Raw genomic sequence first — 19,359 nt, 5'->3', positions numbered from 1 at the left:
GTCCGTTGCGCAAGCCCCTTTTTTCAATTTCTTTTCCCTCGACGTGAAAGCATAATAAAAGACCGCCCCGAAGGACGGCCGTTCGTCGTCGTTGGATGGCGGAGAGAGAGGGATTCGAACCCTCGCACCGTTTACACAGTCTAACCCCTTAGCAGAGGGTCCCCTTGAGCCACTTGGGTATCTCTCCAAATAAAAATGGCTCCCCGAACAGGACTCGAACCTGTGACAACTCGATTAACAGTCGAGTGCTCTACCAACTGAGCTATCAGGGAACGTTACATGCATTAATTTATCACGGGCCCCTGCTCTTCGTCAAGTTGCAGCTGTTGTAAACGCCCCCTGCATTTGCCACACCGATATCGTCGCGGGTCCGTCTTCCGCTTCCGAGGATACTGCATGGCGCAATCGACGCATCGCAGCACGTAGCGAATCGGCAGCCGGCGCATCGCTCCCGGCACCGCTTGGCAAAACCGGGAGCCGCCCACCTTCGCGAGCAGCCGCTTGAAATCCGCGTCCGCGTGCTTGTATCCCCGCCGCTGCAGATGCAAATGATAATGGCACAGCTCGTGTTTAATGATCTTCTCGGTTTCCTCCGGCCCGTACGTGTCGTATTGTTTGCGGTTGATTTCGATGTTATGCGTCCGCAGCAAATACCGGCCGCCCGTCGTCCGTAGCCGCGAGTTGAATGTCGCCTTGTGCCGGAACGGCCAGCCGAAGGCGTCGATCGACACCTTTTCCACCCATGCCTGCAATTGTTCGTCCGTCATGTCTCCGCCTCGCTTCTCGATCCGTCCCTTGAATTGTACCGAATGAGTAAGCTACACTGTCAAGTAGAACAATTGGGAATGCCCACTCATTCGGCGTTCACGGAGGGAGAATTCCAGGTGTCCAAGCCTACTATGCGTTACCACGTGCTGCTTTACGGGGATCGGCTCGAATTCGTCGAAATGCCCGCGTCCCACGCGTACCAGCTTACCGCGCTGCACCAGCGGCTGCACAAGGAGATCGGCAAGCTGACGGCGGAGAACGTGCCGAACCTGCCCCAAGCGATCGCGGAGTGCGACGCGTTGGAGATCGTGAGCAAGGATTACGTCGCGCTAAGCGGCTTGGAGTATATGAACCAGCTCGAGCAGGCGTTCGCCTCGGTGCAGGAGAAGAGCTATCCGCTCGTCTCGCTGCTGACGGAAATTCGCGCCCTGCAGGCGCAGCTGGAGCAGTGGTACGAAGAGGAATACGAATAAAGTTCGCGTCGGACCTGCACGCCCCCACATTCGCCTACGTATAATGGATACAAACCAGGAGAAAGGGGCTGGCGATGTTGCCGCAGTGGCTTCTGAATCAGATGATGCGCGCATACCGGAAAAAAGACCGGCGGCAAATTCGGCTGCTGAACGATTGTTGGTTCTTCTACCGCACGAAAGAAGAAGAGACACATAGATAAGCGAACGGCCGGCGCCTCTTGGCGTCGGCTTTGTGTTTGCGGGCAGCATGTCCAATACTCCTTTGCCACCCTGAGTACTTCGCTCCCCCTAATCAAACCGGCTCTCGTTATCCGCTTTCCAATCCGGGGCCAATAAAGCCTTCACTTCCTCTAAAATGATCGTTTCGTCCTTCAGGCCAAACCAGTACAGTTTAAGCGCGTTGCGTAAGGCATACAGTCGGTTGAGCGGGAACATCAGCTCCGAATGCAGGCGATACGTCGAAGCGATCTCATGATGGAGATCAAAGCGTGAAGGCCGACGATTTACGCATTCATCCCGCGCCGAATCGAAGGGAACCTTGAGTGCAGGCAAGCTGAGAGATGTATGGCGAACAAAGTCCTGCGCTTCCGGAGACGAAAGGAAATGTACGAATTGTAGCGCGGCTTCCTTCTCATTAGAAGCCCGGTTGATCGCCCACCCGGTCGTGAGCAGTAACGTTTGGTCGGATTTGCCCTGCGGAAGAGGGGCGATTTCGAAAGCAATATTATCCTTAATCAGATCATTCAGCGAAAAATAAGTCGCTAAAAGCATCGATGCCCGACCTTCCCGGAAGATTTGCATCACTTCCTCCTCCGTTTCGGAGGCAAATACGGGTATGCCGTTGCTTTTGAACAACAGGTCTCTCGAAAAACGAAAACTGTCCATCAACAAGGGCAAATCCACTTCATAGCCGCCATCGTTCTTTTGGGTAAATTGAATCCCGTTTTGCAATAAAAACACAAGCCAACGATTGATTGACAACAGATGATAAAAAAATCCGATGCGCCTTCCGCCTCCCGACAGCTTTCCTGCCGCGAATCTCAAGTCATCCCATGTCCATCCGCTGACAGGCTCATTCACACCCACCTCGCGGAAATGCTCCGGATTATAGCACAACACGACAGGCGAGTATAAAAAAGGCAGTGCGTATTGCACGCCATCCGCTTGAAAAGCTCCGTTCAGCTTATCGTATCCCCCTTCTATCGGCTGAACGGGCTCCAGCCGATCCAGACGACCGGATTCCAGCATGTCGCGAAAATCGAAATGGTTCATTAAGACGATGTCCGCCTGCCCATAATCCAGATAAGGGGTCATCCCGTCTGCAAAGGATGGGAACACGCCCGTGCGAACGAGCTGAATTCGGATAGTGGGGTATCGTGTATGAAATAAAGCCAAAAGCCGTTCGAATTCAACATCCCGGATGAGCGAGTCCCGATAAGCGACCTTAACGATCGTATTCGAAGCGACACGATTGCCGACGCGAGGCTGTTTAACGATCAGCCCTTCCTGCACCAATTGATCCAGTCCGTGACGAATCGACCGGTTGCTAAGATCGAATTGCCGGGATAACGTTTCCTCGGACGGCAAAAAGTCGCCCGGGCGGTACACCCCGCTCGCGATATCCTCTTTAAGCGCTTCGACGAATTGCTTTACCTTTGCCTGGAACGTTCTTTGATCCGTTTTCTTTGCCATCCTGCCAAAACCTCTTGTAATATCCATAATCTGTGTCTAGCTACTATTATATCGGTCCTCTAATGCAAATCCAACACGGACACATAGGAAGGAAGCGTTCGATTGCCCCCGGGGGAAAAAACACGGCGCTGCAATAGCCGCCGTGTTTATAAGCTACTTTTCTTATTTTTGATGTCCGGGGGGAACGCCGCAGCCTTCCTTCGGCCCTTTGCAAGCATTTACGGTTATTGTATAAACCGTTGTATCCTGGCTTCGGGGAGCCGCAACTTCGATCACCGCGGTCGTTTCCCCGGCTTTGACATTGATTTCCCAAGGCGTTCCCGACGGATGCGCGACGCCGTTAATCGTCAGGGCTGCATTCTCATCCTCCGTTACGGGAATGAATGCAACCTTCTTTACCGAAGGCCAGACGTTCAATTGATAATCGGAAACGGAGGGATCGAATTCCGGATGGAACTGTCCGGTATCGGCAGAAAGCGCCGCCAAGAGCGAGCTTCCCGCAGGGATGACATCGACTGACAGATGCTCCGCGGAAACGTTACCTGCGTAATCGACGGCTCTCACCGTGTAACGGCCCGGTGCGGCGGCACCGGCCGGAATACGGAAGCTAACGGCACCATTTGCGCCATCGCGCTGCATACTGCCGATTAGCGTCACCTCGTTGTCGCCTTGGAAAATCTGGAATTGCTTCATATCCGCATTGGCCGGCCATTTCAATACAAAGCTCTCGTCTTGCATCCATTCATATTGAAGAGAAGCTTCCGAACCGAACGAAGGGGCAATATCGTCGTACATATACAAATCGATTGAATTTTTCGTAGTAAATATACGCCCATATTCATCCTGGGCAAAGTAATTGCCGACTGCAAGCGTTTTATGCTCCCAGGTCGTCGGATCGAATCTGAAAATATGGTTCGCCGCTTCGCCGTACAGGTAGCCGTCATAAAAACTCAAATATCCGCCGGCCAACACGATGTCATTCCATACGAACGGATAAAGCGTTTTCGTCCGGACAATCTCTCGCGTGGCAGGGTCGAATTGGAACAGCACGCCATTCGTCAAGCCCCACAGCATTCCGTTCCCATCGAAGGCAAGCGCCGTAATCGCCCGTTCTCCCGGCACCGGATTCATTTCGAATACCTTCTGCTTCGTGGCCACACCGAAGATGAACAGCGTGCCGTCCTGCTCGACAGGCTCCGCGGCAATGCCGCCCCAAACCGTCGTTCCGCCATACAGCAGCCCGTCCTTGTAAGCAAGCGTCATCGGGCTTTCATTATCCACGATCGGATAGAAGGTCTCGGACGTCTTTGCGGCCGGATCATACAACGTCAACGCGCCGCCCAGCTTGCCTATGATCGGCACTGTTCCGACGGCAAGCTTATCGCCGGCTTCGGCGAAGGCGAACGGCCGGTCCTGAAGCTTGGAACTCATCTCGATATCCAATTCGCTCGGATTGTTCGGCATGCTCCAAGGCAAATTAGGATCATATTCAAAAATTTTCGCATTCGGATAAACGCCGTAATACATGTTTTCGCCGAATGTTCCCATACCCTCGACTTGGGACATACCGGGCAGCGTTTCCAACTGGAACGTATCAATATTAAATCTTGCCATCGACTGCGGTGACAAATATCCGCCGACATAAATGTTACCGTCCGGGCCGGCGGAGACGGAACGGAGCGTGTTCGCAGACCCGAGCGGGTCGCCGTCGATCCATATTCCTTTCTCTGTTTGAGGATTGTAAGCCATAATTCTGCCTCTTGAGGTGACCGTTACGAGACTTTCTCCCGGCATATCGGGCAAGTTCAACTGAAACCAGCCGAACCCGCGGCTTGCAAAATTCCCCGCCTCGAAGCTTGTCGGCGTCGCTTCCCGTGTCGTCACGTTGAACGCAATCAACTTTGTATTTTGTATCAGATAAACATTCCCGTCCGGGCCTACGGGAGAGACGTCCAATCCAATGGTGTTCGGAAGTTCTCCGACCCATTGCCCGACGGCGGTGTCGTAAACGAGCGTGACGTTGTTGAGCGGGCTGCTGGCATCCTGATACGTCATTCGCGCGAACAGCAAGCCGGCCGTAAAGGTTAAATCATACACCTCTTTGTGCTGGCGGAACGCTTCCGGCAGCGGAATCGCCTCTTTCGCGCCTGTTTCGGGATCAAGCTTGAACAATTGGGCTTGGTTGGCGCCCGTTCCTGCGTAAACTTTGCCATCGCCGTAGGCTATGCTTCTAACGTATTGTTCTCCTTCCGCCATAGTTCCAAAGTCGGTGTAAGCGTTCGTGGACGGGTCAAACCGGAACACTTTGCCGTTCGGATACGTACCGCCGTAAATACGCCCTTGATCGTCGGAAACGACCCGATAGAGATGCGTTTCGGAAGCAATCGCCTTTCCCAGGTTGTCCACTGTATTGGCGCTTGGACGATAGCGGTAGAGGATGCCGTTCCGTTGCGTAGCGACGTACAGGTCGCCGTTCGGAGCTACGGTGCTGCCCCAGGAGTAGCCGGCCTGACCGAGCTCGAATGAAGCGACCCGTTCACCCGTTTCCGCCCGGAGCACAGAAAGTACAGCCGGCGCGCCATTAGCCGTCGTATAAATGTAGTTTTCTCCCGTTGGTCCTTGCCCGAAAGCCGCATGCGGGATCGTTATCGAATGGATCGGCGTTCCGAGCCGAACCAACTTGTCGGTAGGGGACGGCTCCTCCTCATTGAGGCTGAGCACGACATTATCGAAAAAAGCTTTCGCCGTAGTGCTCACTCCGGAGTAGAGAAGCACGGACACATATTCCGTACCAGCCGGAGCGGTTAGGCTCGCTGTCAACGGACGCCATTCATTGACGACGGATTCCCCCATAGATTTGTGCCCGATCCGTGTTCTATTGGCATCTCCTTTATGAAATTGTAAATATATCATGGAGGTGCCTTCCAGAACATACGTGTTCGTCGTTACCGAATAAGACTTTCCGGCTTGAGCCGGCAAATAAACGCTTTGCATGCCGTAATTTCGACTATCCAGGTCCTCCACATAGAGACTCTTTTCGCCTATAAAGCTCCTGTCTTCGGTAACGGTAAATCCGCTTTTTCCGTACGTTTGCTTCCAGCCCGGAATATTCCCCTCCGCGCCATGAGGCTCCTCAAAGCTGGGATTCACCAGTTCAAGATCCACCCATTCCGCAGACGCTTTTTCCGGTCCTAACGACCCGCCGGGCACGAGACCCAGCATCATCGCGAAACAGACGGTCAGAACCACTGCCTTCGCGAATAACCGATTTTGCCTGAAAAGAGGTTGTCTTCGATGTTCCAATTGAACCAATCTCCTTTCTGTGATGTATATGTAGTTTAAATACAGTGTGAATATAGATCTTCTATTCGAGTTATGTCAATGGGTTATAAGACTTACGTCGGTCTACCCATCCGTCAGGAAGGAATCAAGGCATGATAGAAAGAAGCAGAAAAAGAAGAAGCTGTCCCAAAAGTCGTTCAAGACTTTGGGACAGCTTCTTCTCTTCCTATAACAGATAGGCCGCATCGCGAATCAGAATGTCCGCTTCCTCGACGGCGATGCGTTTTCCTCTTACAATAAAGCGCACGAACTCATCGAAGTTCGTGCGCTCCATCTTCCCTCTTTCCGTTATCCCCGCGGCTTCTTCATCGTGAGCGACACGCGCCCCTTGTTCGCGTCGACGCCGAGCACCCATACCGTCACGTTGTCGCCGACGGAGACGACGTCCATCGGGTGCTTCACGAACTTGTCCGCCAGCTGCGAGATGTGGACGAGGCCGTCGTTCTTCAGGCCGATGTCCACGAACGCGCCGAAGTCGATGACGTTCCGCACCGTGCCCTGCAGCTCCATCCCGACGCGCAGATCCTCGAGCTGCAGCACGTCGGTCTTGAAGATCGGCGGCGGCAGCTCCTCGCGCGGGTCGCGCCCCGGACGCTTCAGCGAGTCCAGGATGTCGCGCAGCGTCGGCACGCCGACGTCGAGCCGCTCGGCGACCGCCGACGGATCGACGGCGTCCAGCCGCGCGCGCAGCTCCGCGGAGCCGAGCGACGCCAGCTCCAAGCGCAGCTCGCGGAACAGCTTGTCCACGACGCCGTACGACTCGGGGTGGATCGGCGTGTTGTCGAGCGGGTGGCGCGACTCCGGCACGCGGATGAAGCCGATGCACTGCTCGTACGTCTTCGCGCCGAGCCGCGGCACCTTGGACAACTCCTTGCGCGACGTGAACTTGCCGTTCTCCTCGCGATACTTGACGATATTGCGGGCGGTCGTCGCGTTCACGCCCGCGACGTACGACAGCAGCGACGGCGACGCCGTGTTGACGTCGACGCCGACGTGGTTGACCGCCGACTCGACGACGGCGCCGAGCGACGCTTCCAGCCGCTTCGGCGATACGTCGTGCTGGTACTGCCCGACGCCGATCGCCTTCGGCTCGATCTTGACGAGCTCCGCGAGCGGATCCTGCACCCGCCGCGCGATCGAGACGGCGCTGCGCTCCGCCACGTCGAAGTCCGGGAACTCCTCCTGCGCCACCTTGGAGGCGGAATACACCGAGGCGCCCGCCTCGTTGACGATCAAATATTGCAGCTTCTTCCCGCCGTCGGCATGAATCTTCCGAATGACCTCGGCCGTGAACTGCTCCGTCTCGCGCGAGGCGGTGCCGTTGCCGATGACGATCAGGTCGACGTCATGCTTTGCGATGAGTGCCCGAAACGTCTTCTCCGCCTCGGCCGTCTTATGATGCGGCGCCGTCGGATACGTCACCGCGATGTCGAGCACCTTGCCGGTGTCGTCGACGACCGCGAGCTTGCAGCCCGTCCGGAACGCCGGATCGACGCCGAGCACGGCCTTGCCTCGAACCGGCGGCTGAAGCAGCAGGTTTCGCAAATTTTCCGCGAAGATGACGATCGCATGTTCCTCGGCCTTCTCCGTCAGCTCGTTGCGCACCTCCCGCTCCACCGCCGGCGCGATCAGACGCTTGTAAGCGTCCTCCACGGTCGTCAGCATCGCGTCCCGCACGACGCTCCGTTCCGCGACGAATCGCTTCCCGATGTACATATGAATCGCCGCCGGATCGAGCTCGAGCGACACCTTCAGCACGTCTTCCTTCTCGCCGCGGTTGATCGCCAGCGTCCGGTGCGGCGGCAGCCGCTTCACCGGCTCGCGATACGAGTAGTACATCTCGTACACCGACTCGACCGAAGCGTCCTTCGCTTCCGTCGCGATCGTCGCATACTGGAACGTATGCTTGCGCACCCACGCCCGCACGTTCGCGTCGTCGGCGATCGTCTCCGCGATAATGTCCATGGCGCCCTGCGCCGCGTCCTCCGCCGTCGGCACGCCGCGCTCCGCGTCCACGTACCGCGCCGCCTCGCCGAGCAGCGTGCCGCTCGTCGGGCCGCTCAACATCCACAGCGCCAGCGGCTCCAGCCCGCGCTCCTTCGCGACGCTCGCGCGCGTCTTCCGCTTCTGGCGGTACGGCCGATACAGGTCTTCGACCTCCTGCAGCTTCCCCGCCCGCTCGATCGCGCCGCGCAGCTCGGCCGTCAGCTTGCCTTGCTCCGCGATGAGGCGCTGCACCTCGCGCTTCCGCTCTTCCAAGCCGCGCAAATAAGACAGCCGCTCCTCGATCGCGCGCAGCGCGTTTTCGTCGAGCTCGCCCGTCATCTCCTTGCGGTACCGCGCGATGAACGGAATCGTATTGCCTTCGTCGAGCAGACCCACTGTCGTGCCGACCTGCTTCGGGCTCGTCCCCGTCTCGGCCGCGATTTGTTTGACGATGCGGTCCTTCGCCGCGCGCTCCTGCGCGTCCGTCCACGCCAGTTCCTCCGGCGCGATCGTCGCGGCGGCCGTACCATTTTCCGAAACCATATGTATTTATTCCCCTTCCTCTCCACACAAAAAAACGAGGGCTTCGCGCTCCCCCGCTCAGGCACACCTAAAAATCGATCAAGCCCACACTGATCTGCAGCGCGTCGTCGACCTTACGCATCGTTTCTTCGTCCAGGTGCGTAATTTTGTCCGTGAGCCGCTGCTTGTCGATCGTACGGATTTGCTCCAACAAGATGACGGAATCACGGTCGAACCCGTGCGATTCCGCATCGATCTCGACGTGCGTCGGGAGCTTCGCTTTCTGAATTTGCGCCGTGACGGCGGCTACGATGACGGTCGGGCTGAACCGGTTGCCGATGTCGTTCTGAATGACCAATACCGGGCGGACCCCGCCCTGTTCCGATCCCACGACCGGAGAGAGATCCGCAAAGAAAACGTCCCCGCGTTTGACGATCAAGGGCTACACCCCGCTAACTAAGCGGCCTAAAGTGTTGTCGGCTTCTTCTTCGGCCAAGAACGCTTCGGTACACATCGAGAGATTGATCTTCGCCATCTCCATATACCCGCGCTGCATAGTCTCGCGAAGGTGTCGCTTCTTCCGCTCCGTCAAATACAGCTTCATGGCCTGACGAATGAACTCGCTGCGGTTGGAGTTTTCCTTCTCGACGATGCCGTCGACCTCCTGCAGCAGGTGATCCGGTAAGCTTATCATGATTCTCTTGGTGTTGTGAACGTTGGACACCGCGTAACGCACCCCCAGAACATTCCGACCTCTACTCCCATTATGTCGTAAAGGAAGGCAAAATATACAAAACTAAGTATATGCCGCCGGTATATCAATTATGTTGCACCTTCGTAATGTGTAATTGATGGAACCTTTTCTGCGGCTTTATACATATTCGGCAAACGACGGAAAACTCCTCTAAGACCTTATGCTTTTCTCGTTGGTAAAATGCAGCAGCGGGTTATCGAACTCCGTCACCCGACCGCCCTTCACATATACGCGCGGCACGCGGTGCGACACCATACAAGTAATCTCGTAATTGATCGTCCCGAGCTTCGCCGCCAATTCCTCTACCGGAACCGTCTCCTCGCCTTGCGTTCCGAACAACACGACCTCTTCGCCGACCTCGACCTCGCCGTCGTCCACCCGGACCATGCACTGGTCCATGCAGATGTTGCCGACGACCGGCACCCGCTTGCCGCGAATGAGCGCCTCCGCCTTCCCGGTCAGCAGCCGGGAATACCCGTCCGCGTAGCCGATGGGCAGCGTGGCGATCGTCTCGCCGTCCTGCGCCGTCGCGTAATTCGCGCCGTAGCTGACGGTGCTGCCTTGCGGCAGCCGCTTCACCATCACGACGCCCGACTTCAGCGACATGACCGGCTTCAGCCGCACCCGCTCATGGTTGACCTCTTCCGACGGATACAACCCGTACATGCTCACCCCGAGGCGCAGCATATTCCGCGTGTAGTCCGGCGTGTCGATCCCCGTCGCGCTGTTGCCGGCATGCACGTACTTTAACGAAATTCCTTGCTTTTGAAAATGATCCGCGATCCGCGCAAACTTCCGATACTGCTCCGTCACATGCGTCTTGTCGCATTCGTCGGCGCACGCGTAATGCGTGAACAGCCCTTCGACCGCGACGCCGGGCGTCTTGAGCGCCTTCTCGACGAAGCGAATCGCGTCTTGCTCGTCGGTCAGGCCGATGCGGCCCATGCCGGTGTCCACCTTCACGTGGATGTTTAACGTTTTCGTCGGGTGTTGCGACGCTGCGGCTTCCAGCACGTCGTCGTCGAACACCGTAAGCGTAATGCCGCGGTTTCTCGCGACTTCGACGCCGGCCGCCGGCGTATAGCCGAGCACCAGAATCGGCGCTTCGATGCCGAAATGCCTTAGCTCGAGCGCCTCGTCCAGGAAGGCGACCGCCAAATATTCGACGCCGTGGCGGATCGCCTCTTCGGCGACCTTCACCGCGCCATGGCCGTACGCATTCGCTTTCACGACGGCCATAATCTTTATATCGGGGCCGAGGGCGATTCGGAACTGCTCCAAATTGTGGTGCAGCGCATCCAAGTCGACCTCGGCCCGCGTCCATCGGTACGTATCCACAGGGAAGTCACATCCGCAAACAAGTTTTCTCAGAACCTAAGTAGAATCTAAGGGTCTGCCACTGTACTATCTTAGAATCTAAGAATGGCCGTGTCAACGAACCGTGTCATTGGTCCCCCCTGCTTACTTCCCGCTCTGATCGAATACCGATTGCGCTACCTTCACCATCTCTTCATAAGGAAGATTGCCGGTGGAGAGGCGGTAATCGACGCCGTCGTGCGTCCACAGAAGCGTCCGCTGCTCGTTCTCGCCGATCAGGACGCCGACCGTGCGGCCGAGGTCGAGCTCGATGACCGTGCCGATCGAGCTGGACGCCATCCGCTCTTCCGCCGCCTTGGACTCGACGAGCGTGTAGTCGTATTCGCCGACGTACCGGATCATGATCGCGTCGCGCTCGCCGAGCTTGAAGTCCGCCGCCGACCGCTCCTCGACGCCTTCCGGCACGTAGCCCGGATAGATGATGCCGAAGTGTTCGTTCGCTTCCGCCGTTTGTTCGCCTTGGCCTTCGCCTTCGGTCGCCAGCACCGGCACCGACTGGATCGACACGCTCGTCATATTCCGGTTCATATCGAACCAGTTGTCCTCGAAGCTCTTGTCGAACTCGAAGGAGCTGAACGTCACCGTGACCATCTCGTTCGCGTCCGCATCCGTCACGACGACGCGCTGCGGCTTGTAGTCTTCCTTGCTCAGCCAGATTTTCTGGCGGACGAGCGAGGCGTTCTGGTAGTTGGCCAGGACGTCGAAGACGTACGCATTTTCCTCCGCGGTGAATTGGCGCTCGTCGTCGTGGATGATCGATTGCGCCAGCGTCTCGAACAAGTACGCCTGCCCTTGATTGTTCGGCCAGTCGCTCTTGAAGCGGAAGCTCTTATTGAGGTGCGGCGTCAGAACGAACACGCCTTCGTCGTTGCGCAGCACGATCTGCGTAATGTCGTTCGCCTCGTTCGTAAGCGCGATGCGGTAGTACTCCGGCTTCTGATAGCTGACGACGACGCCGTACTCTTGGGGCTCCTGCCCCGTATTCAACACCATGGTGCCTTCCGCGTGATAACTCTCCAGCTTGCCCGTCAACTTCTCGATGTCGCTTACGACACCCGCCGCATCCTTCGCGCCTCCGCACGCCGCCAACAGCAGCGCCACCGCCAACGTCAGCGCCAAGGTCATGACCCACTTGCTACGTCTCATGAGGTCCACCCCTCCGATCGATTTCTTGTACTCGATAACATGTCTATGAGGGGGGTTGGCCATTTATGCAGACTAGCATGACGAGCATGACAAGCGATGGCGGTTGGCGGCGGCGGGCGGGCTCTTCCGTCGGTTTTCCCCAGGACTTGCGCAAAAAGTCATATATTTGTTATGCGGTAGACTCGATTCAAAATCATATCGGCAAAAGTTCTTATATTCCTCCCCCTTCCCACCGGAATCCGGTGGGATTTATGAAGTTTTGCGCATATCGAGGAGATATCGACTCATTCGGATTAAAATATACGCACGATTGCGCAAAAACCCGAACAGGAGACTATCCCTCGTCCCATTGCCACAGTCCGAGCAGCCCCTGCTTCTCCTTGATGACTCGATATTCCGTCACTCGCTCCCCCTTCGCACCGTTTCGCAATGCCTCTAGCACTCCTTTCTCACAGAGCCGTTGCAAATACCGTACCGCCGTCCGATGACTAACGTCTAAGTGCGTTGCAACATCGACGCCTCGCAATACACCCGCGCAACTGAAGGCTAGGAGCATAATTTCCCTCTCGATGAGGGACGGACGAGCCCTAGACTTACGGATCGGTTGAAATCGGCTCAGCACCATGCGCAGCAACGACTGCACGACATCCGGGCGGCTCGCCACGTCGTCGTGCGGAATCGAGATGACGCGGTAGCCGAGCCCTTGCAGGAACGTCTCGCGGTTCAACTCTTCGCAATAACCTCTTCGATCCATCTCCGTCACGTGCGGTCCGAAGCCCTTCACCTCGAAGACGAGCTTCTCCCCCGATCCCGGCAGCCAGACGAAGTCCGCGAAATACGACCTCCCTCGCCAATCCGCCACCTCATACTCCGGGTGAAGCGCATCGAAGCTTCCGAACAACGGCCACCACACCTGCCGCAAGAACAACGTCTCCGCATACCTCTTCCGTGTAAGCCGCCCCCGCCGCTCTCCCGTTCGTCCCTCCAGATGCGACTGCAGCCAGCGTTCGTGCGCGCTCTCGAACGGTTCCGCCACCCCTCGCCCCTCCTCCCCCGGAAAACAAGAAAAGCGCCCCGCCGTCCCGAAAGACGAACGAGGGCGCGCTTCGCCACTCCATAGAAATCTATCGCTTGAACTTCAACATTAATAAATGCGTATTCAGCCGGGACCGCAGCCGGAAGCTGCGCTCCAACACGCCCTTGCCTATCGCGTTCTCCCGCCGGTTCCGCTCCGAGGCGGACTCCGCTTGGTCCGTCGACGACGGCGCCTCGACCGCCTTGAGCCACGCCAACCGCTCTACCGCATGTTCCAGTTCGCCCGGTTGTCCGAAGCGCGTAAGCATCGCCGTCAAAAGCAGGACACACAACATCTTGAATACCATACGCTGCATACCTACCTCCCCAAAGAGACATAGAAAAAGCCCACTCCACAGCTGCTGCTGCAAGTGAGCCGGTACGTGCTTCGTCCGTCACGATGACTGGCCCGGTTTGCGGCAGCTGGCTGGCATGCTTACTCGTAAGCGTAGCCCCTATAGCTTTGCGTCCCCACCTTTCGATGGGTTTGCCTTGAATCAACAAATCGGATATGTAGTTGGTTTCCAAATATCGTTATGCCCCTTCGATCTCGCCGGCGCCGCCCCATCCGCCGCCGAGATCGAACTTCGGCAACAAGTTGGACATATTGTAATTCGATTCGAAGGTGATGCTCAATCTCAGCTTTCCTTGCCTGACGGCGAACTCGAACTGGATCTCGCCGTGCGTCCATCCGACCTTATGGCCCAACGCTTGGATCGCCATTCGGCGGAAATCGTTCCGCTGCGACTCCGTCAACCCGCTCGTGCCTTGGAACGGCCGAGTCTTGCTCGTCTCGAACGGATCGTGCCGGATGCCGAACTTCCCGATCACGTTGCTGCGTATTTGTACGAACACAATGCCGGACGAAAGATTCGCGAGCTCCTCGCTCAGCTTCCCGAACACCATGTTTAACTGCTTCGTTAACGACTCGGTCATCTCCATACATTACATACCCCCTTTCTGTCAACAATAGTTTGCGCGTGTCAACTCTAGTGGGTCGTGTGTCCTATTATAGTAGAATCACCAGTTTGTGACAATAGTAATTTGGCGAAATTGCGAAAAAATTCTACACGATGCGACATCCCTCGGGAAAATGGACCCAGAAACGCAAACGACCGTTCCCGGATTCCCGGGAACGGTCGATCGTCTCGTTCTATTATTCCGTAATAATGACGCTTTGCGTCTCGACATCGAATTCAACGTTCGCATCGAACGCTTCGGCCAAGAAGCGCAGCGGAATGACCGTACGGCCCTCCACCGACTCCGCCGCCACGTCGAGCTTCACGGCAACGTCGTTCACGTATGCCGTGTCGCTGCCGAGCGTCAGCTTCACCGTGACGTCGCCGCGGACGACCGTCACCGTCTGCGTCGCGGCGTCGAACGACACATCGGCCTTCAGCGATGCGGCGATCGCGCGGAACGGCACGAGCGTGCGTCCGTTTTTCGCGAACGGCTTCACGTCAAATTCCGGCTGCTTGCCGTTGACGAACGCCTTGATCCCCTTGTGGCCGGCCTTGTCCAGCAGCTTCGCGAGCTTCTTCACGAGCTTCGCATCGGTCGGGTTTTGCACCGCCGCTTCCTGTTGAGCGACGACCGCCGCTTCGATCTCGCCGTCCGCCTCGAGTTCGAGCGCAAGCGCCTCGGCGTCGACGGTCCGGTCCGCGAGAATCTCGAGAATGACCTCGGCCGCCGGCTTGCCTTCGAGCTTGGAAAGCGCGTTTTCCAACCCATGGGTGTTGCCTTTCCCGTGGTTGCCGTTATTTCCGCCGCCATAGACGTCCGCCGTTACGCTCGTCTCCGCTTGCACGCTCGCCTCGGCCTTCTTCTCAGCGCCTTTGCCCTTGTTGCCATCCGCCGCGCCGACGACCGCGGAGCCGATGCTCATGCTCGCCACCACCGTCGCAAGCGCGAGCAGCGTTACCTTCTTCGAACCTGTCTTCTGATTCATAGAACCCATCCTCCTAAAAAGTATGTAGTCTTGTCTTGATGTCCATATCGTTCGGAAAGGATGGACGGTTTCAGGGGGTCGCGATTTTGGTACAATAAATCAGAACATTATCCAAGGGAGCTTGTCGACCGAAAATGACCCCCACCCTCGTAGTTATCGGCAATGTATTTTTAGATTTGAAGGGGTATGCGTCGCATGCCTACGACCCCATCGGGAAAAACGTCGGCGACGTTCGCTTCGTTCACGGCGGCGTCGGGCGGAACGTCGCCGCCAATCTCGCCGCGCTCGGCGGCGAGACGCGGCTCCTCGCAACGGTCGACGACGGCGCGCCCAGCCGGGAAATCGTCGAGCGGTTGGACGCCCTCGGCGCGGATACCCGCTTTATCCGTCCTGCGGACCGCGGCATGGGCATGTGGATGGCCATTGTGGACGCCGACGGGAATCTGGCCGGTTCGATCTCGCGGCAGCCCGACTTCGCGGGTCTCGCCCGCCTGCTCGAGGACGCCGGCGAGGAGGCGCTTCGGGATGCCACGCACCTCGTCCTGTCGGTCGATCTTACCGAAGCGATCACCCGCCGGGCGATCGAGCTGGCGAAGCGCTTCGGCATCCCCGTCTACGGACTGCCGAACAACCTGCAGGTGATCGGAGAGCATCCCGCGTTGCTCGGCGCGCTCGACTGCTTCGTCTGCAATCATGTCGAAGCCGAGCGGCTCAGCGGCCGCCCCTGGGGCTCGATCTCGAACGAGGAGCGGCTGGCGTCGCTCCGCGCCTTCGTCGACGAACGCGAGCTTCGCGCCATGGTCGTCACCTTGGGAGCCGAAGGCTCCGTGTATTACGACCGCGCCGCCGGCCGCTCCGGCTTCCAGCCCGCGTTCCCCGCGCGGCTCGTCGACTCCAGCGGCGCGGGAGACGCCTTCGCCGCCGGGACGGCGTTCGCCTTGTCGCGCGGACTGCCGCTCGATCGCGCCGTCGTCTGCGGCGCGAAGGTCGCCGGTTGGGTCGTCGAATCCGACCGGAACGAGTGCGCGGACGCGCGGGAGCGGATGGGGCGGGATGACATTTTCGAGAAAATGGGTTTGATATAAGAGGAGGAGAACGGCTTGGCTCTGCCAGGAAGGAACGACCCGTGCCCATGCGGCAGCGGGAAAAAATTCAAGAAGTGTTGCATCGACACGTATCAAGAGGAACGTCCGGAGCGACAGGAGGCGTCGGGGACGACCCGGATCACGCGGGACAAGCTGCCCGGCTGGATCGACCGCGAGCTGAAGTGGGACAACGAGCTGTACCGGCTTCAGGCGCAGCATTACGTCGAGCATGCGGATGCGGCCTTCGACCCGGAGGATTTGCGCGCATTGGTGGGATTTTGGCATGATTTCGCGCATACGACCCGGCCGGTCTTCCAGAAGTTCGGCGCGTTCAGCGCGGCGCTCGAGTACTTCACCCCGGGCGACGAAGGGCGAGGCGTGACGCAGTCTCGACTGGCCGCCAAATACGGAGTCTCTTCGGGGACCGTCTCCAAGCGGTATGCCGAGCTGGCCGAATACGCGGAGACGTTGGACGCGCCTCCCGAAACGGCCGGCGCCTCGCAGCCGAACCTGGAGCGTATGTACCGCGATATCGACCTGCTCTTGAAAGAGCGGCAGATCGAATCGATCGAAGAGGCGGAGGCGTTCGTCCGCGATTACATGGATCGGGCCATGGCCGGGAAGCCGGTGCCGACGCCTCAGGGCGTCTCCGCGCGCGAGCGGGCGCAGGACTTGCTGTTCGACGCGGCCGACGCCGCGACCTCCGCGGAGCGCGTACGTCTCGCTCGGGAAGCGATCGCGTTGTACCCGGACTCGGCGGACGCGTACGTCATCCTCGGCGAGGAAAGCTCGGACCTGGAGCAAGCGCGGGCTTACTTCCGCCAAGGCATAGAGGCCGGCGAGCGGGATCTGGGAGCGGCGTTTTTCGCGGAAAACGAAGGGCATTTCTGGGGCCTCAGCGAAACGCGGCCCTACATGCGGGCGAAATACAACTACGCCGAGTTCAGCTGGTACGCCGACGACGTCGCGGAAGCGGAGCGGCATCTCGAAGAGATGCTGCGGCTGAACGCCGGGGACAACATGGGCGCGCGGTATTTGTTGGCGGCCGCGTATTTGCGGCTCGGGAAGCTCGACGAAGCGGAGGCGTTGTTCGAACGATTCGAGGGCGAAGCGTCCGCCTCCTTCGCGTACGACCGCCTCGTATTAGAATTCTTAAAGAACGGCGCCACTTCTCGCTTGCAGCTGCTGTATCGGGCCGCGACGCAGGCGAACAAACATGTACTTACGTACTTGCTCGGGAAGGAAAAGCTGCCTAAGAGGCTTCCGGAGCACTACGTCGTCGGCGGCCCCGACGAAGCGGTGCACTACGTCACGACGCACGCCTCCCTCTGGGCGCAGCAGCCGAAGCTGCTTCATTGGCTGATGGAGCAGCAATAACGCAAACAAGGTCGTCCGGCGATGTCTCGCTCGGACGACCTTGTTTGTTTATAAGAAATCTACCCATTGCAGCATCCGCTTCAAGACGACGGCCGCCTGCGCCCGCGTGGTCGATTGCTCCCCGCCGAAGCGATCCGCCGCAACCGCGCTCATGATGCCGGCGGACGAAGCTTCCGCGACCGCGCCGCTCGCCCACTCCGGTATGCCGGCCGCATCCGAGTAACGAAGGGTCGGCCCCGACTCCGGCGCCGGCTTGTCGACGAAAGCGAGCGCCCGGGACACGATCACCGCCATCTCCTGCCTCGTGATCGTCCGGTCGGGCTGGAACGTGCCGTCCGCGTACCCGGCGATCAGAACGGCCTTCGCGGCGGCGCCGACCGCGCCGGCATGCCAATCGCCGGGGCGTACGTCGCTGAACGCCGCATGGGCCGGCGCCTCGGACAGGCTTAGCGCCTGCATCAGCATCGCGGCGAATTGCGCCCGGGTGACGGACGCTTCCGGTTCGAACGTCGACGCCGACATCCCCTTGAGGATGAACTTCGACGCGAGCAGCTCGATATCCGCCTTCGCCCAATGGTTCGTCAAATCCTCAAACGATTTCGACATCGAGGCGACGGCATACACGCTGTTGCCGGGGCGTCGCAGCGTCGCCGTCGTCGTGCCGCCTTCGCGGTCGAAGCGTGTCGGGACGAAGCGATAGGAAGCAGTCGCCTCGTCGTACCATACGCCGACCGCGTTCGCGTCGATCTCGCCTGAAGGCAGCGGTAAAGATCGTTCTACGTATTCATTGCCGAAGTCGGCGACCGGCGTCGTTATGCCGCCGGAGGCGACCGCAACCTGGAATTGTACGCCGCCGGTTAGAAGACTCGCTCCGATGCCGTCCGCCGCCTCCCGCATCGAAAGATCCTTATCTGCTTCCACGGCCTCCATCGAGAGGATCAACTCCGTATCCGCCCCGGCTCCGACGCCGAACGTCGACAGCAGGCTCAACGGCAACCGATACGACCCCAGCGGGCTTACGACGTATACGTTCCCTCGGTCGCTCCCGGACGACAGCGCTCCTAACGGCAACCGGACCTCGAGCCGGCTCTCGGCCTCCGGGACCCGCACCGTGATCGTCTCCCCTGCCTTCCGCTGCTCCGCGAACCAGTCTTTATCCACCATCACGCTTGCGGCGGCGTCCTGGCCACCTGTCTCTAGTCCTGCAGGGGGAAGCGCCCCGCCTCCCGGACCTCCCGGAGCGCCGCCCGCCCCTGGCGCAGGTCCGCCCGGTCCCGGCGCGGTCCCGCTCGCGACCGTAATCGTACGCCCTACCTCGGCGTCGGACTGGAACAAGGTCGAGTCGGAATCGGAGTACGAAGCACCCGCGGTCAAGCGGACACGAGCTTCCCCGCTTCCGGACTTCGCCTTCAGTCGAACCGTGAACAGGGGAACGTCGCCGGATACACCTTCGGATTTCCCGAGCCGTACAGCGACGACCCGCAGCTCGCCGCCGGCATCGAATTGCAGGAACGAAGCATTGGAACCGACCGTGCCGAATTCGGACCGCAGCGTCGCATCGACGACTTCCAGGCGATCGGCGTCATACGCTAGCGATGCACTGAAACCTTGTACGTCTTCCCCGCCTTGAACGCCGACGGAAACCGTCACGGTTCCGCCCGGCGCCAGTCGCTCGGCGGATACCCCCATTGTAAATCGGGCAGGTTCGGATGCGGCTGCGCCAACACTCCCGGACGCAATGGTTGCCGACGCGAGAAGGAGGCAGAACGATAACAACATTTTCCTAATAGCCATCGTCTACGATTAATTCCTTTC

At 58.8% G+C, this 19,359-nt stretch carries 17 protein-coding genes, 2 tRNA genes and 1 riboswitch; of the genes, 4 read left to right on the top strand and 15 right to left on the bottom strand.

Annotated elements, in window-relative coordinates:
* Positions 1-96 precede the first annotated feature (96 nt).
* The 3 genes from FE782_RS11750 to FE782_RS11740 form a co-directional block, all read right to left on the bottom strand.
* Positions 97-187, bottom strand: a tRNA-Ser gene (locus tag FE782_RS11750).
* Positions 188-196: 9 nt separating this feature from the next.
* A tRNA-Asn gene (locus FE782_RS11745) sits at positions 197-272 on the bottom strand.
* Between the two features lie 12 nt (positions 273-284).
* On the bottom strand, positions 285-767 hold the full coding sequence (locus tag FE782_RS11740; RefSeq protein WP_138194284.1) for a SprT family protein: 483 nt from the start codon (positions 765-767) through the stop codon (positions 285-287).
* Positions 768-899: 132 nt separating this feature from the next.
* Here FE782_RS11740 and FE782_RS11735 point away from each other — a divergent pair, with 132 nt between their 5' ends.
* Together FE782_RS11735 and cmpA are read left to right on the top strand one after the other, a co-directional pair.
* Complete coding sequence (locus FE782_RS11735) at positions 900-1,241, top strand: hydrolase/acyltransferase (RefSeq protein WP_138194421.1); 342 nt, start codon at positions 900-902, stop codon at positions 1,239-1,241.
* Between the two features lie 77 nt (positions 1,242-1,318).
* Positions 1,319-1,441 (top strand): cortex morphogenetic protein CmpA, encoded by a 123-nt coding sequence (gene cmpA, locus FE782_RS11730; protein WP_138194420.1) that lies wholly within the window; start codon positions 1,319-1,321, stop codon positions 1,439-1,441.
* Between the two features lie 88 nt (positions 1,442-1,529).
* Here cmpA and FE782_RS11725 read toward each other — a convergent pair whose 3' ends face one another.
* The 11 genes from FE782_RS11725 to FE782_RS11675 form a co-directional block, all read right to left on the bottom strand.
* Complete coding sequence (locus tag FE782_RS11725; protein ID WP_158299355.1) at positions 1,530-2,933, bottom strand: extracellular solute-binding protein; 1,404 nt, start codon at positions 2,931-2,933, stop codon at positions 1,530-1,532.
* Between the two features lie 162 nt (positions 2,934-3,095).
* Complete coding sequence (locus FE782_RS11720) at positions 3,096-6,236, bottom strand: cadherin-like beta sandwich domain-containing protein (RefSeq protein ID WP_138194282.1); 3,141 nt, start codon at positions 6,234-6,236, stop codon at positions 3,096-3,098.
* A gap of 327 nt (positions 6,237-6,563) precedes the next feature.
* Positions 6,564-8,804 carry a Tex family protein gene (locus FE782_RS11715; protein ID WP_138194281.1) on the bottom strand — a complete coding sequence of 747 codons (2,241 nt, stop codon included), beginning with the start codon at positions 8,802-8,804 and terminating at the stop codon, positions 6,564-6,566.
* Positions 8,805-8,871: 67 nt separating this feature from the next.
* Complete coding sequence (locus tag FE782_RS11710) at positions 8,872-9,222, bottom strand: type II toxin-antitoxin system PemK/MazF family toxin (RefSeq protein ID WP_138194280.1); 351 nt, start codon at positions 9,220-9,222, stop codon at positions 8,872-8,874.
* Between the two features lie 3 nt (positions 9,223-9,225).
* Positions 9,226-9,507, bottom strand: a complete 282-nt coding sequence (locus FE782_RS11705) for a CopG family ribbon-helix-helix protein (RefSeq protein ID WP_138194279.1) — start codon at positions 9,505-9,507, stop codon at positions 9,226-9,228.
* Between the two features lie 180 nt (positions 9,508-9,687).
* Positions 9,688-10,875 carry an alanine racemase gene (gene alr / locus FE782_RS11700; RefSeq protein ID WP_138194278.1) on the bottom strand — a complete coding sequence of 396 codons (1,188 nt, stop codon included), beginning with the start codon at positions 10,873-10,875 and terminating at the stop codon, positions 9,688-9,690.
* Between the two features lie 123 nt (positions 10,876-10,998).
* Positions 10,999-12,060: an outer membrane lipoprotein-sorting protein gene (locus FE782_RS11695; protein WP_138194277.1), complete on the bottom strand. Its 1,062-nt coding sequence runs from the start codon at positions 12,058-12,060 to the stop codon at positions 10,999-11,001.
* Positions 12,061-12,394: 334 nt separating this feature from the next.
* Entirely contained in the window at positions 12,395-13,096 is a 702-nt protein-coding gene (locus tag FE782_RS11690; RefSeq protein WP_138194276.1) for a hypothetical protein, read from the bottom strand.
* Between the two features lie 88 nt (positions 13,097-13,184).
* Complete coding sequence (locus tag FE782_RS11685) at positions 13,185-13,451, bottom strand: hypothetical protein (protein WP_138194275.1); 267 nt, start codon at positions 13,449-13,451, stop codon at positions 13,185-13,187.
* 98 nt (positions 13,452-13,549) lie between these two features.
* Positions 13,550-13,636, bottom strand: a riboswitch (cyclic di-GMP riboswitch).
* A 32-nt stretch (positions 13,637-13,668) separates the two neighbouring features.
* Positions 13,669-14,076, bottom strand: a complete 408-nt coding sequence (locus FE782_RS11680) for an O-methyltransferase (RefSeq protein WP_138194274.1) — start codon at positions 14,074-14,076, stop codon at positions 13,669-13,671.
* Between the two features lie 214 nt (positions 14,077-14,290).
* Positions 14,291-15,082 carry a copper amine oxidase N-terminal domain-containing protein gene (locus tag FE782_RS11675; protein WP_158299354.1) on the bottom strand — a complete coding sequence of 264 codons (792 nt, stop codon included), beginning with the start codon at positions 15,080-15,082 and terminating at the stop codon, positions 14,291-14,293.
* Positions 15,083-15,216: 134 nt separating this feature from the next.
* On the opposite strand from FE782_RS11675, the gene FE782_RS11670 reads away from it, so the two are divergent.
* Together FE782_RS11670 and FE782_RS11665 are read left to right on the top strand one after the other, a co-directional pair.
* Entirely contained in the window at positions 15,217-16,167 is a 951-nt protein-coding gene (locus tag FE782_RS11670; RefSeq protein WP_138194272.1) for a carbohydrate kinase family protein, read from the top strand.
* 15 nt (positions 16,168-16,182) lie between these two features.
* Positions 16,183-17,544 (top strand): SEC-C metal-binding domain-containing protein, encoded by a 1,362-nt coding sequence (locus tag FE782_RS11665; RefSeq protein ID WP_138194271.1) that lies wholly within the window; start codon positions 16,183-16,185, stop codon positions 17,542-17,544.
* 48 nt (positions 17,545-17,592) lie between these two features.
* On the opposite strand, the gene FE782_RS11660 is transcribed toward FE782_RS11665, so the two are convergent.
* Positions 17,593-19,338 (bottom strand): S-layer homology domain-containing protein, encoded by a 1,746-nt coding sequence (locus tag FE782_RS11660; protein WP_138194270.1) that lies wholly within the window; start codon positions 19,336-19,338, stop codon positions 17,593-17,595.
* Positions 19,339-19,359 lie beyond the last annotated feature (21 nt).

It is taken from the genome of Paenibacillus antri, from assembly GCF_005765165.1.
Taxonomy (GTDB): domain Bacteria; phylum Bacillota; class Bacilli; order Paenibacillales; family YIM-B00363; genus Paenibacillus_AE; species Paenibacillus_AE antri.
The sequence above is the reverse complement of the archived record's forward strand: the minus strand, read 5'-3'. Positions and strand labels throughout refer to the sequence as shown.